Annotated in this window: 11 protein-coding genes and 1 pseudogene; all 12 read left to right on the top strand. The window is 70.3% G+C overall.

Going from position 1 to position 13,309, the window contains the following annotated elements; translation table 11 throughout:
• Positions 1–115 precede the first annotated feature (115 nt).
• Entirely contained in the window at positions 116–262 is a 147-nt protein-coding gene (locus P3T34_RS02850) for a hypothetical protein (protein ID WP_280664360.1), read from the top strand.
• A gap of 117 nt (positions 263–379) precedes the next feature.
• On the top strand, positions 380–1,588 hold the full coding sequence (locus P3T34_RS02845; RefSeq protein WP_280664359.1) for a hypothetical protein: 1,209 nt from the start codon (positions 380–382) through the stop codon (positions 1,586–1,588).
• Entirely contained in the window at positions 1,585–3,816 is a 2,232-nt protein-coding gene (locus P3T34_RS02840) for a tetratricopeptide repeat protein (RefSeq protein ID WP_280664358.1), read from the top strand. The genes P3T34_RS02845 and P3T34_RS02840 overlap by 4 nt, the downstream gene beginning before the upstream one ends.
• Positions 3,817–3,944: 128 nt before the next feature.
• Positions 3,945–4,394, top strand: a complete 450-nt coding sequence (locus P3T34_RS02835) for a flavin reductase family protein (RefSeq protein WP_280671792.1) — start codon at positions 3,945–3,947, stop codon at positions 4,392–4,394.
• A 234-nt stretch (positions 4,395–4,628) separates the two neighbouring features.
• Positions 4,629–5,981 (top strand): phenylacetate--CoA ligase PaaK, encoded by a 1,353-nt coding sequence (gene paaK / locus P3T34_RS02830; protein WP_280664357.1) that lies wholly within the window; start codon positions 4,629–4,631, stop codon positions 5,979–5,981.
• 235 nt (positions 5,982–6,216) lie between these two features.
• Positions 6,217–7,803: a Re/Si-specific NAD(P)(+) transhydrogenase subunit alpha gene (locus P3T34_RS02825; RefSeq protein ID WP_280664356.1), complete on the top strand. Its 1,587-nt coding sequence runs from the start codon at positions 6,217–6,219 to the stop codon at positions 7,801–7,803.
• 6 nt (positions 7,804–7,809) lie between these two features.
• On the top strand, positions 7,810–9,273 hold the full coding sequence (gene pntB, locus P3T34_RS02820) for a Re/Si-specific NAD(P)(+) transhydrogenase subunit beta (protein ID WP_280664355.1): 1,464 nt from the start codon (positions 7,810–7,812) through the stop codon (positions 9,271–9,273).
• 114 nt (positions 9,274–9,387) lie between these two features.
• Complete coding sequence (locus P3T34_RS02815; protein WP_280664354.1) at positions 9,388–9,747, top strand: hypothetical protein; 360 nt, start codon at positions 9,388–9,390, stop codon at positions 9,745–9,747.
• Entirely contained in the window at positions 9,744–10,553 is an 810-nt protein-coding gene (locus P3T34_RS02810; RefSeq protein ID WP_280664353.1) for an ATP-grasp domain-containing protein, read from the top strand. The genes P3T34_RS02815 and P3T34_RS02810 overlap by 4 nt, the downstream gene beginning before the upstream one ends.
• Before the next feature lie 54 nt (positions 10,554–10,607).
• Positions 10,608–10,781: a hypothetical protein gene (locus P3T34_RS02805; protein WP_280664352.1), complete on the top strand. Its 174-nt coding sequence runs from the start codon at positions 10,608–10,610 to the stop codon at positions 10,779–10,781.
• 191 nt (positions 10,782–10,972) lie between these two features.
• A pseudogene (locus tag P3T34_RS02800) lies at positions 10,973–11,841 on the top strand (IS701 family transposase); the annotation flags it as partial.
• A 697-nt stretch (positions 11,842–12,538) separates the two neighbouring features.
• On the top strand, positions 12,539–13,195 hold the full coding sequence (locus P3T34_RS02795; RefSeq protein ID WP_280664351.1) for a hypothetical protein: 657 nt from the start codon (positions 12,539–12,541) through the stop codon (positions 13,193–13,195).
• Positions 13,196–13,309 lie beyond the last annotated feature (114 nt).

Here is a 13,309-nt window from a genome sequence, read left to right as displayed (position 1 = left end):
CTGAATTCGGTCCATCCTGGCTGCGGAAGCCGACGCCGGCAGGGGCGGGTAGTCAATTCCCGCCGACCGGCCTACGTCATGTTGTCGACGTGCCTGAGCCCGCTTCCCCGCAGGCTTGGCGACGTTCGCCGTCACCGTCGAACGCCCCGGTGAAACCCCTGCGAGAGGACCGGGAGGAGGAAACCCCATGAAGAAGATGTCGATCCGCAAGGCCGGCACCATCCGGCTGACCAGCGCCGCGTACTACTGCTGCTCCTTCTAAGGCGCAGACAACGGTGGGAGCCGGGCTCCCGCACCCTGCCGGAGCCCGGCTCCCACCCCCCCCGGCGCCGCCCAACCGTCCGCCCAGAGCTCCGCAGCACAGAGAGGCACACGCCGGATGACCGTGACCGCATCGGGTGGCAGCACCGTCCGCCTGCACAGGCTCACGATGGTCGCCGAGGACGAGGGCGTCATGGTCGGCCGGCCGGACATCGCCTCGTACGCCATGTTCCCCGAGGAGGGCGCGCAGGCCCTGCGGATGCTCGACTCCGGCCAGCCGGTCGCCGGCGTGGCGGCCTGGTACGAACAGACCTGCGGGGAGCCGCTGGACGTCGAGGACTTCCTGGAAGCCCTGGAGGAGCTGCAGTTCCTGCTGCCCGAGGGTGAGGAGGCGCCGGTCCAGGCGCCGTTGCGCTGGCGGCGGTTGGGGCGCTGGACGTTCTCGTGGCCGGCCTGGCTGTGCTACGGCGCGCTGACGGTCGCCGCGCTCGTCGCGATGGTGCGCCACTCCTGGCTGCGGCCGTCCTACCACGACGTGTTCTTCACCGAGCACCTCGCGCTGATCCCGATCACCCTGACCGTGGTGCAGATTCCCTGCATCCTGCTCCACGAGGGGTACCACGCGCTCTCCGGCCGCCGGCTCGGCCTGCCCTCCAGGCTCACGATCAGCCGCCGGATGTACTACCTGGTCGCCGAGACGCAGCTGGACTCCCTGTTCAGCGTGCCCAGGCGGCGACGGTACCTGCCGTTCCTGGCAGGGATGCTCTCCGACGCCGTGCTGATGGCGGGACTGACGCTGCTCGCGCTGCTCCTGCGCGGCCCCGGCGTTCCGGCGTGGTGTCCCGCGCTCTGCCTGGCCGTGTCGTTCACCTGCGTGATGCGCATGATCTGGCAGTTCATGTTCTACCTGCGGACCGACCTCTACTACGTCCTGACCAACGCCCTGCGCTGCTCGGAGCTGCACGACGCCACCCGCTTCTACCTGCGCACGCGCTTCCAGCGCCTGCTGGGCCGCACGCCCTCCGAGCCCGACGCCGACGCCGACTGGACGGAGCGGGACCGCGCGATGGCGCGGGTGTACGCGCCCTTCCTGGTGGCAGGCTACGGCTTCTCCCTCGGGAGCCTCCTGTGGGCCGGCATTCCCACCACCGTGCACTTCTGCACGCTGATCATCGACCGCTTCAGGGGATCGGGGACCGCGACCACCGGCATCCTCGACGCGGTCAGTTTCGTCGGCCTGACGTCGCTGCAGTTCGGTCTGCTGCTGTACGTCGCCGTGCGGGACCGGCGAGCCCGCAAGGCCTCAACCCAAGGAGCTCTGTCATGACCTCGTCCCCGACCCGCCACTACTGGGCCGCCGCCCCCGCCCGGGCCCACGCCGACACCCCCGCCGGCCGGCTCCCAGCCGCGCCCACGCCCCACGTCGAGGTGCGCTGTCACCGCCGGCTGCGCGGACCGTACACCGGCGGCGGGGACCTGCTGCGCCGCGTCGTACCCGAACTGGCCCAGCGCGACGCCGACTTGGTGGCGGCCCGGGCCATCGAGATCATCGCCCTCGCACCGGACCTCGCCCCGCTGGTCCCGATCGCGCCGCAGACGCTCACCAACCTCGCCAGCCGCGCCGAGCGCACCCGCTTCTACCCGGTGGCCCGCACCCTGCGCATCGCGCACGGCGTCGCCGAGCTGCTGACGGACTGGGCCCGGCTGTGCCACCCGGGCGGCGTGGTCGTCGCGTTCCGCGAGCTGGCGGACGCCGACCCCACCGACAGCGAGCTGGTGGGCGTGCTGCTGCGCCGGTGCGACCCACGCGTGCTGACCGTGCTGGTGGAGAGCGAGGGCGAGGTGGACGACGACGCCCTCGCCCAGGCGCTGGCCGGCCACACGGACCGGGTGGCGAGCCCGCGCCAGGCCCCGGCCGAACGGACCGAACCGACCGCCGACGCCGACCTCGCGCAGCTGTTCGTCGACTCCGACGGCACCAGCGGGGACCCGGAGCTCCGGGCCGCCTACGCCGAGCTGCCGGCCGACGAGCGGGCCCGTCGGCACAGCGAGCGCGCGGCCCGGCTGGCCGCCCTGGACGAACCGGCCGTCAAGCTGGGGGCGCTGCTGTACCACCTGGAGCACGGCACGGACCCGGCCGGGGTCGGCGGGGAGGCCTTCATCGAGGCCGCCGACGTCTGCTTCGACGGGGGCTTCTACGAGGCGGCGCTGGAGATCTCGCTGCGCGGCCGGCTGCTGTTCGGCGCCGAGCGGCCCCGGCACTACTGGAACCTCACCGCCAAGGTCGGGGCCTGCCTGTCCTACCTGCGGCGCGGCGAGAAGGGCTTCGACTACTTCGCCGAACTGCGCGCGGGCACCATCGACCCCGAGATCCACATGAGCAGCTGCTACATGATGGCGATGCTCTACACCCGCCACCTGCCCAAGGGCATGCACGACGAGAACCGGGCGCTGGAGTGGGTCAACACCGCGATAGCGCTGGCCGACCGCCACCCGGAACCGCACCGGCGCGTCTTCGTCGGCGCGTTCATGCGCAACGCGAAGGCCTTGGTCGAGCTGCACCGCGGCGACCTGGAAGGCGCTCTGGCACTGGTGAACGAGGCGATCGCGATGACCGACGCCGACCTCGGTCCGGGTGAGCAACTCCTGCACCGCAGCGTGCTGGTGTACAACCGGGCGCAGATCCTGGCCGCCCGGGGCGAGCACGACGGCTCACTGGCGGACTACGACCTGGTGATCAGTCGCGACCCGGACTACGGCGACTACTACTTCGAGCGGGCCGGCGAGCGCCGCGCGGCCGGCCAGTACGCCGAGGCGCTGGCGGACTACGCCGAGGCGATCCGGCTGAGCCCGCCGTTCCATGAGGCGTACTTCAACCGGGCCGACCTGCTGCGGGAGTTGGGGGAGGAGGAGGCCGCCCTGCGGGACCTGGACCACGCCGTGCTGCTCGATCCCGTCCACGTCGACTCGTACGTCAACCGGGCCGACCTGCTGATGGCGCTCGGCGAGCTGGAGCGGGCCGGTGCCGACGTCGAGGTGGGCCTGGGGCTGGATGCGAAGAACGCGAACCTGCTCTCCGCCCAGGGCTCGCTGCTCGCCGAGGCCGGCGACGTGGACGCCGCGTTCGCGAGCTTCACCGCGGCGCTGGAGCAGGACCCGGGCTTCGTGGCGGCCTGGGCGAACCGGGCCGTGCTGGCGTACTCCGCCGGCCGGGCGGCGCAGGCGGTCGACGACCTCGACCACGCGATCGCGCTCGACGACGACGCCGCCCTGCGGGCCAACCGCGCGCTCGCGCTGCAGGACCTCGGGGAGCACCGCCGGGCGCTGGCGGACCTCGACATCGCGGTCGCCGAGCTGGCCGAGGAGGATCCCGACCTGCTCTACCGCCGCGGGGCCAGCCGCCACGCGCTGGCGGACGTCGAGGGTGCCCGCTCCGACTGGCGCGCCCACCTGGCGGCGTACGGTCCCGGCGAGAAGTCGCCGTTCCTGGCACAGCTCACGCTGGACGGTGCCGGCCTGCTCGACGAAGCCGGTGCGCCGGAGGGTGTGGCGTGACGACGGTCGCCTCCCAGGCGCGGGCCTCGGGTGACGGGGAGGGCGCGGCCGTGCCGGAGGAGGCGGCGGCCGACGGGCCGGCGCGGGAGGGCGCGCCCGCCGTGGGGGCGAGCCTGTTTCGGGTGGTCATGCGCCACCACGCCAAGGGCGTCGCCGTCATCACCGCCGGCCAGGAGTCGCCCGTCGGCTTCTGCGCCACCTCGCTGGCCTCGATCTCGCTCGACCCGCCGTTGCTCTCGTTCACCGTCGGCCTGCACTCGGCGTCCTGGGCGACCGTGCAGAGCGCGCCGCACGTCATGGTCCACCTGCTCGCGCAGGACCAGGAGGAGCTGGCGCGCAGGTTCGCCGAGCCGGGCAGCGCGAAGTTCGGGCCCCGGACGGCATGGCACCGCGGCGTCCTGGGCCTGCCGGTGCTCGACGGCGTCCTCGCCTGGCTGGCTCTCGCGCCGATCAGTCGCCTGCCGGTGCAGGATCACGCGCTGGTCATCGGCCGGGTGGTCGAGGCGGGTCAGATCGGGGACGGCGGCGGTGGACCGCTGATCCATCATGGGGGCCGGTTCTCCCAGCTGGCCACGTGAGGGAAGGCAGCCACGACCGACCGCCACCCATGGGCGGTCGGTCCGGGCGTTCCGCGGCGCCGCGCGGGTCCCAGCCTTGACGTGCCGTGGCGTTGCTGGGTTACTTGACCTTGCCGCAGGATGACCGAATGTTCGGTTGGTGCCAAGGTACCAAGGTGCCAAGGTGCCAAGGTGCCAGGGTGCCAGGGTGCCAGCGCGGCGGGGTGCCAGGGCGGCGAGCAAGGCAGGGGCGCGATGAGCAGCAGTGAACCGAAGTGGCAGGCGTCCCCGCGAGCCCGCCTGGGGGAGCCCCTGCCCGCGGAGCTGCTCGACGACGCCGAGCGGATGTCCCGCGCGGAGCTCCGGGATCTCCAACTCGCCCGCCTCCAGGCGTCCCTGCGGCACGCGTACGACCACGTCGAGCTGTACCGCAGGAAGTTCGACGAGGCCGGGGTCACGCCCGCCGACTGCCGCAGCCTGGCGGACGTGGCCAGGTTCCCCTTCACCACCAAGGCCGACCTGCGCGACACCTACCCCTTCGGCATGTTCGCCGTGCCCATGGACCAGGTCCGGCGCTTGCACGCCTCCAGCGGCACCACGGGACGTCCCGTAGTGGTCGGCTACACCGACCGCGACCTCTCGATGTGGGCCGACGTGGTCGCCCGCTCGATCCGCGCCGCCGGCGGCCGCCCCGGGCACAAGGTGCACATCAGTTACGGCTACGGGCTGTTCACCGGCGGCCTCGGCGCCCACTACGGCGCCGAGCGGGCCGGCTGCCTGGTGATCCCCGCCTCGGGCGGCATGACCGCACGCCAGGTGCAGATCATCCGGGACTTCGAGCCCGAGATCATCATGATCACCCCCTCCTATCTGCTCACCCTGCTCGACGAGTTCGAGCGCCAGGGCGTCGACCCGCGCTCGACCTCGCTGAGGGTCGGCATCTTCGGTGCCGAGCCCTGGACCGAGGAGATGCGCCGTGAGATCGAGGAGCGGATGGACATCCACGCGGTGGACATCTACGGCCTGTCCGAGGTGATCGGCCCCGGCGTCGCCCAGGAGTGCGTGGAGACCAAGGACGGCCTGCACGTCTGGGAGGACCACTTCTACCCCGAGGTCGTCGACCCGATCACGGGCGAGGCGCTGGCCGACGGTGACGGTGGTGAACTGGTGTTCACCTCGCTCACCAAGGAGGCGCTGCCGATCATCCGCTACCGGACCCGCGACCTGACCCGCTTGCTGCCGGGCACCGCCAGGCCCGCCTTCCGCCGGATCGAGAAGATCACCGGCCGCTGCGACGACATGATCATCCTGCGCGGGGTGAACCTCTTCCCCAGCCAGATCGAGGAGATCGTGCTGCGCACCCCCGGCGTCGCGCCGCACTTCCAGATCCAGCTGACCCGACGCGGCCGGATGGACCACCTGACGGTCCAGGTCGAGGCGCGCTCCGCGGCGCTCGGGCCCGAGCAGCGCGAGGCCGCCGCCCGGGCGATCGGCAGGGGCGTCAAGGACAGCGTCGGGGTGAGCGTCGAGGTCGCGATCGTCGACCCCGAGACACTGGAACGCTCAGTCGGCAAGATCCGCCGGGTCAGGGACCTGCGCGAGCAGTGATCGGGCAGGCCCGGGCGAGCTGACGCAGCCCTATCAGATAGTCATACCCGCTCGGCAGGCCCGAGTTGTGGTGAAACATGTCACGGCTCCGACCCCTGCGCCGGCCCGGCCCGGCCGTGTAGGTTCCAGCGGCCAAGGGGAGGACGATTGCGGACCACAGATCCCCGTCCTCAGATCCCCCGTCCTCAGCTCCTGTCCTCAGCTGCTGTCCTGCGACGAGAGAGAGCCACCAGAGATGTCCGTACCCGGCTCCACGCACCAACCCCCTCAGCGCATCGGTGTGGTCACCGAGTCCACCCCAGGAGAGACCCGCGTCGCGGCCACCCCGTCGACCGTGGGCGGGCTGCTCGCACTCGGCTACGAGGTGGTCGTCGAGTCCGGGGCCGGCTCGGCCTCCGGCTTCACCGACGACGCCTACGCCGAGGCCGGCGCGAGCATCGGCGACGCCTGGTCGGCCGACGCCGTCCTGAAGGTCAACGCCCCGTCGACCGGGGAGATCGCCCGGTTGAGTGATGGCGCGACCGTGGTCGGCTTGCTCGCCCCGGCCCAGCGGCCCGAACTCCTTGAGGCGCTGTCCTCGCGTCCGGTCACGGCACTGGCGCTGGACGCGGTGCCGCGGATCTCGCGGGCGCAGTCGATGGACGTGCTCAGCTCGATGGCGAACATCGCCGGGTACCGGGCGGTGATCGAGGCGGCTCACGTCTTCGGGCGCTTCTTCACCGGCCAGGTGACGGCCGCGGGCAAGGTCCCCCCGGCGAAGGTCCTGGTGGCCGGCGCCGGCGTGGCCGGGCTCGCCGCCATCGGCGCCGCCTCCAGCCTGGGCGCGATCGTCCGCGCGACCGACCCCCGGCCCGAAGTCGCCGACCAGGTCAGGTCGGTGGGTGGTGAGTACCTCGCCGTCCAGGTCGCCCAGGAGGCCGGTACGGACGGCTACGCCCGGGCGACCTCCGCCGACTACGACCGCGCGGCCGCCGAGCTCTACCGCGAGCAGGCGCGGGAGGTGGACATCGTCATCACCACCGCGCTCATTCCCGGCCGTCCCGCTCCGCGCCTGCTCACCGCCGAGGACGTGGCGGCGATGAAGTCCGGCAGCGTCATCGTCGACATGGCCGCCGTGCAGGGCGGCAACGTCGAGGGCACCGTGCCGGGGCGCGCGGTGGTCACCGGCAACGGCGTCACCATCATCGGCTACACCGACCTCGCGGCCCGGCTGCCCGCCCAGGCCTCCCAGCTGTTCGGCACCAACCTGGTCAACCTGCTGAAGCTGCTGACGCCCGGCAAGGACGGGCAGTTGGCCCTCGACTTCGACGACGTGGTCCAACGGGCGGTGACCGTGGTGCGAGTGGGGGAGATCACCTGGCCGCCGCCACCCGTGGCGGTCTCCGCCGCCCCCGCCGCGCAGCCTGCCGCGGCCGCACCGGCCGTGCAGCCGAAGCAGTCCCGGCTCACTCCGGCGGCCCGCTTCGGCCTGATCGGCGCCGGCATGCTGGCGATGTTCGCGACCGTCGCCTTCGCCCCGGCCCAACTCGCCGAGAACTTCACGGTGTTCGCGCTCGCGGTGGTCATCGGCTACTACGTCATCGGCAAGGTCCACCACGCCCTGCACACCCCGCTGATGTCGGTGACCAACGCGATCTCCGGGATCGTGGTGATCGGTGCCCTGCTGCAGATCGGGCACGAGAGCGTGGTCGTCACGGTCCTGTCCTTCGTGGCGATCCTGCTGACGAGTGTGAACATCTTCGGCGGTTTCGCCGTCACCCGCCGCATGCTGAACATGTTCTCGACCGCCCCCGCCCCCGCCCCCGCCCCGGAAAGGCGCTGAGCCCCGATGACGTCCACCACAGCCTCCCACGCCGCCGATCTGGTCGCGGCGCTGCTGTTCATCCTCAGCCTGGCCGGCCTGTCCCAGCACCGCACCTCCCGCGCCGGCGTCGTCTACGGGATCGCCGGCATGGCCCTCGCCCTGGTCGCCACGGTCGTGGTGGCGGCCCAGAGCATCGCGGCCGGCGCGGCCGCCCTGATCGTTCTCGCGATGGCGCTGGGCGCGGCGATCGGCCTGTGGCGGGCGCGGCAGGTCGAGATGACGCAGATGCCCGAACTCATCGCCGTCCTGCACAGTTTCGTCGGCCTCGCCGCGGTGCTGGTCGGCTGGGACAGCTACCTGGAGGTCGAGTCGCACGGCTCGGCGCAGACCCGCATCGCCGCCGACCTGCTGGGTATCCACCACGCCGAGGTCTTCATCGGCATCTTCATCGGGGCGGTCACCTTCACCGGCTCCATCGTCGCCTTCCTCAAGCTGTCCGCCCGGATCCCCTCGCGCCCGCTGACGCTGCCCGGCAAGAACGCGCTCAACATCGGCGCGCTGGCCGCCTTCGTGGCCCTGACGATCTGGTTCACCGCCACCCCCGACCTCGCGCTGATGGTCGCGGTCACCGTGCTCGCGCTCGCGCTGGGCTGGCATCTGGTCGCCTCGATCGGCGGCGGCGACATGCCCGTGGTCGTCTCCATGCTCAACAGCTACTCCGGCTGGGCCGCGGCGGCCGCCGGGTTCCTGCTCGACAACAACCTGCTCATCGTCACCGGCGCGCTGGTCGGCTCCTCGGGCGCCTACCTGTCGTACATCATGTGCAAGGCGATGAACCGCTCCTTCGTCTCGGTCATCGCGGGCGGCTTCGGCATCGAAGCCCCCTCGGGCGAGGCGCAGGAGCAGGGCGAGCACCGCGAGATCCGTGCCCAGGAGGCGGCGGAACTCCTGGTCCGGGCCCGGTCGGTGGTCATCGCGCCGGGCTACGGCATGGCGGTGGCGCAGGCGCAGCACGAGGTCGCGGAGCTGACCCGCCGGCTGCGCGAGCGCGGCGTCGAGGTCCGCTTCGGCGTCCACCCCGTCGCCGGCCGCCTGCCCGGGCACATGAACGTGCTGCTGGCCGAGGCGAAGGTGCCCTACGACATCGTCCTGGAGATGGACGAGATCAACGACGACTTCGCCGACACCGCGGTCGTCCTGGTCATCGGTGCCAACGACACGGTCAATCCCGCCGCCACCGACGACCCGTCCAGCCCGATCGCCGGCATGCCGGTGCTGCGGGTGTGGGAGGCGGAGCAGGTCGTCGTCTTCAAGCGGTCGATGGCCTCCGGGTACGCGGGCGTACAGAACCCGCTGTTCTTCCGCGAGAACAGCAGCATGCTCTTCGGCGACGCCAAGCACAGCGTCGGGCAGATCCTCCAGGCCCTCCCCGCCGAGGCCCCGCGCACCCCGGAGCCGGCCGCCCGCCGCACGACGGTGGCCGGCTGAGATCGGGTAAGGCCGGGTCTGATGGCGGGGCTGCGGATATCCGCTCGTCCTCGGCGCTGGGCGGCCGTTACGGTGGGCGGCTGATCAGATGATCAGCCGAACGAGAGGTGCCCGATGAGTCAGGCGCAGTCAACGACGCTGTGGCGTCCGACCGGCCCGGAGGAGCTCGCGCTGGTTGAGGCGTCCGGCTGGCGGGCCTGGCCGCCGCGCCTGCCCGAGCAGCCCATCTTCTACCCGGTGTTGAACGAGGACTACGCGGTCCGCATCGCGCGGGACTGGAACGTGCCGGCTTTCGGTGTCGGTTATGTGACGCGCTTCGAGGTCGACGCCGAGTTCCTGGCGCGTTACCCGGTTCGCCAGGCGGGCGGTGAGACGATCCTCGAACTGTGGGTACCGGCCGAGGAGTTGGCGGAGTTCAACCGGCACATCATCGGCGCCATCGAGGTCGTCCACGAGTTCCGGCCGCCCGCGTGAACGCGGGCCCGGTGCCGGTGCTGCTGACCCCCGCTCAGCAGACCGGCACGACCGTGTTGCTCGCCGAAGCCGCCGTGCGCCGTGGCCTGGAGGTCGCGCGGCTGGACGGGCCGCTGCCCCCGCAGACGCTGGCCGGCCGATGCGTGCACTGGTACGGCGGGCCGCTCGCGGCCGATCGGATCGGCGGCCGGCTGGATCTGGCGCTGCTGCAGCCCGCCGACGACTGGCTCGCCGGGCTGCCGGAGGAGTTCACGGGCCGCTGCATCGAGCTGACCACACTGTCCGAGGCACGGACCGCGCGTCGCCCGCTGTTCGCGAAACCACCCAGCGACAAGCAGTTCCCCGCGGCGGTCTACGCGGACGGCAGCCGGCTGCCCCGCCAGGGTGAGCGGATCGACCCCGACACGTTGGTGCTGCTCTCCGACGTCGTGACGTTCGCCGTCGAGTATCGGTTGTTCGTGCTGGACGGCCAGATCGCGACCGGCAGCCGCTACGCCCGGTACGGACGGCTGGACACCGCCCGGCTTGACGGGGACGGCAACGAGACCCAGGTGCGCGCTTTCGCCGAGACGCTGCTGGCCGCTGCGCGCGACACGCTGCCCAGCGCCGTGGCCGTCGACGTCGGGCTCATCCAGGACCCGGACACCGGACGCGAGCAGTGGGCGGTCGTGGAGGCCAACATGCCGTGGTTCGCCCACAGTTACGCCGCTGACCCGGACGCGGTCCTCGACGTCGTGCTGCGCGCGACCGGGCCACACGCCCAGGTCGCCGCAGCTGACCAACGGTTCATCAGACAGCACGACTAGTACTCCAGTGTGACTTAGCGATCATGTCGGTCTCGCGGCATACTCTTGCTGGCCATGGGCTACGACGTGCACATCACCCGCCGTGAGAACTGGTGGGATGAAGAGGGCCAGGACATCAGCGCGGCGGTGTGGGAAGCGGTGGTCGCTGCCGATCCCGGCCTCATGGTGGTTCCGCTGTGGTGGAACGCCGGGCGGATCGTGTCCAAGAACCCGAGCGCGATGCGGTGATCGCGACGATGGGCGAGATGGCGAAGGCGCTGGGCGCGCGGGTTCAGGGCGACGACGGTGAGTACTACGACGCCTGATACGTGCGGCCACCGCGAGATGATCAAGGGTTTGTGTGGACTCTTGAAGATCGTGCGGTGGCCGCGGGCCATAGCGTAGACCCTGATCGATGGCGGGCGTTGTTCGACCACGGCATGGCTCGGATCGCGGGCCTGTTCGGGCGGGTGGAACCTCGGGCCACTGCCCGCGCCTATCTCCTCGGGTTGTTGCCCGGGACCGAGCGCAAGAACTGCTGGCAGCTGGCAGAGCACGCCGGCCATCATCGTCCCGGTCCGATGCAGCGGCTGCTGCGCAGTGCCCGCTGGGACGCGGCCGCGGCACGTGACGAGGTCCGCCGCTACGTCGTGGATCGTCTCGGCACCGGCGATGGTGTTCTGATCGTGGACGAGACCGGATTCCTGAAGAAGGGCCGCGGCTCGGTAGGCGTCCAGCGGCAATACACCGGCACCGCCGGTCGGATCGAGAACAGCCAGGTGGGCGTCTTCCTCGCCTATGCCTCCAGCAGGGGAAGGGCGTTGATCGACCGCCGGCTCTACCTTCCCGAACACACATGGAGCAAGGACACCGAACGGCGCCGCAGGACCGGAGTGCCCGAGGACGTCGTCTTCGCGACCAAGCCCCGTCTCGCCCTGCAGATGATCACGGCGGCTCTGGATGCCGGAGTTGGGACGTCGTGGGTGACCGGCGATGAGGCCTATGGCCAGGATCCCGGCCTGCGGGCCGGGTTGGAGGCCCGCGAGGTGGGCTACGTGCTGGCGGTCTCCTGCGCGACCAGGGTACGGATCAACCAGGGCCGCACCTTGATCCGCGCGGACGAGGCCGCCGACCGGCTGCCTGCCTCGACCTGGCAGCGGCAGAGCGCCGGTTCCGGGGCGAAGGGGCCCCGCTAGAGCGCTTCCAGACGGCCAAGGGTCAGGTCGGCCTGGACCACTACCAGGTTCGCAACTGGACCGCCTGGCACAGGCACGTCACCCTTGCTATGTTCGCCCTTGCGTTCCTGGCCACCGACGACGCGCGGCCGACCAGACCTGCGGATCCGAACCGTCCCGCCCGAGGCGGAGAGCCGGTTGACCTGACCGTCCCGGAAATCCGCCGCTTGATCGGCGCACTGCTCAGCCCGCCGGTCACGTCCCTGAACGCGCTCCTGCACTGGTCGAACTGGCGCAGAAGCCATCAAGCTTCGGCACGTCGCAGCCACTACCGACGGCGACTCTCCATTCCCTCAAGCACGTAGATCGCGAAGTCACACTGGCGTACTAACCCGCCCTCTGCCACCAAACTCACGTCTTGACGGCGCCAGCGTAAGCCTCGAGCCGCCTGGAGGCCGTCCGAGCCTGCCTCGGACGGCCTGAAGGGGGCCCACTCCCTCCCGCGCCGGGCCACGCAAGACGCAGCCGTGGCGTTGCATCGGAGACCGGATGGAGCATTCCCGCGACGTGGGGTACGCGCCAGGCGATTAACGTAATGAGATATGGCTGTCGCACCGGCCTTATCCATGCGATTCATGTCCGCCAGAGTGAAGTTTATGGCCTGGGTGAGAGGCGAGGTGAGGCGTTGTGGCTGAGACGGATCCACCAGTGCCGCGGAAGAAGGATCCATCAGAGCCCCGGAAGGGGAGACAGCGGTTTTGGATTCTTCGTGCACTAGGGACAGGAGAGGAGTGGAAGCGCGCAGATACCTTGGCAGTACTAGGAATCGTGGTGGCCATCGTTTTCGCCATCGTCGGCCCTTTGTTGGCGGTGGGCGGCGGAAGCGGCACCACTAATATTAACAATAATAAGTACTACGGCCCTAGTGTGAGCAGCGACCCCCAGGAACAGATCGTTCAGCAAACCGGCTCCTATAGTGTGGCGGGATTCCACGATGCGATCGTCAACCGCGAGAACAGCATTGTCGCCCTGTATCTCGAGTCAGGCATGCCTGCAACGACCCTTGACAAGGGTGCAAGTATTATCCTCTTCGGATTTCAGGGCGAGCAGAACGGCGATCCCGTTGCTTTGGTCAAGACCGTTCAAGCAGCCAGGTTCAAGGTCGATGAAGAATTGCAAGACAGCTATCTAATGGGGGCGCTCACGGACAATATCTTTCCGTTGACGTTCAACACGCCCCTGGCGCCAAAGGGCTACACGGGTGGTTACCAAGGGGGAACATTCGTCGGCTCGTTGCTGTTCTGGATTGTCCAGCGGGCGCTCGGGACTAGTGCCACCGACCAGGACCTCCAGGTAATTAAGTACCTGATCAGCCAAGGCGCGGACTGCAAGATTCCCCTGTCATTCATTGAGTACAACGGCCCCATCGCGTTGGCCGGTACATCTCCATACAATGAGCTGCTTCCGATGATGCAGAGCTGCGCCTGAAACGATACGTGCAGATCGGTGTGTTCGTATTGGGTGCTGCGGCGATGGCGCCGGCGACGGTGGCGATGGCCGCCACGACGATCGTGGGGCGGATATGGCGGCAACTATGGTGGG

The sequence above is a fragment of the Kitasatospora sp. MAP12-44 genome (genome assembly GCF_029892095.1).
Classification (GTDB): Bacteria; Actinomycetota; Actinomycetes; order Streptomycetales; family Streptomycetaceae; genus Kitasatospora.
This window is presented reverse-complemented; position numbering and strand designations above follow the sequence as displayed.

Bases quoted from the DNA above. Each gene is read 5' to 3' on its own strand.
- P3T34_RS02805 (WP_280664352.1), top strand. From the start codon at position 10,608: ATGGGCTACGACGTGCACATCACCCGCCGTGAGAACTGGTGGGATGAA.
- pntB (WP_280664355.1), top strand. From the start codon at position 7,810: ATGACGTCCACCACAGCCTCCCACGCCGCCGATCTGGTCGCGGCGCTG.
- P3T34_RS02845 (WP_280664359.1), top strand. From the start codon at position 380: ATGACCGTGACCGCATCGGGTGGCAGCACCGTCCGCCTGCACAGGCTC.
- P3T34_RS02840 (WP_280664358.1), top strand. From the start codon at position 1,585: ATGACCTCGTCCCCGACCCGCCACTACTGGGCCGCCGCCCCCGCCCGG.
- P3T34_RS02825 (WP_280664356.1), top strand. From the start codon at position 6,217: ATGTCCGTACCCGGCTCCACGCACCAACCCCCTCAGCGCATCGGTGTG.
- P3T34_RS02835 (WP_280671792.1), top strand. From the start codon at position 3,945: ATGCGCCACCACGCCAAGGGCGTCGCCGTCATCACCGCCGGCCAGGAG.
- paaK (WP_280664357.1), top strand. From the start codon at position 4,629: ATGAGCAGCAGTGAACCGAAGTGGCAGGCGTCCCCGCGAGCCCGCCTG.
- P3T34_RS02815 (WP_280664354.1), top strand. From the start codon at position 9,388: ATGAGTCAGGCGCAGTCAACGACGCTGTGGCGTCCGACCGGCCCGGAG.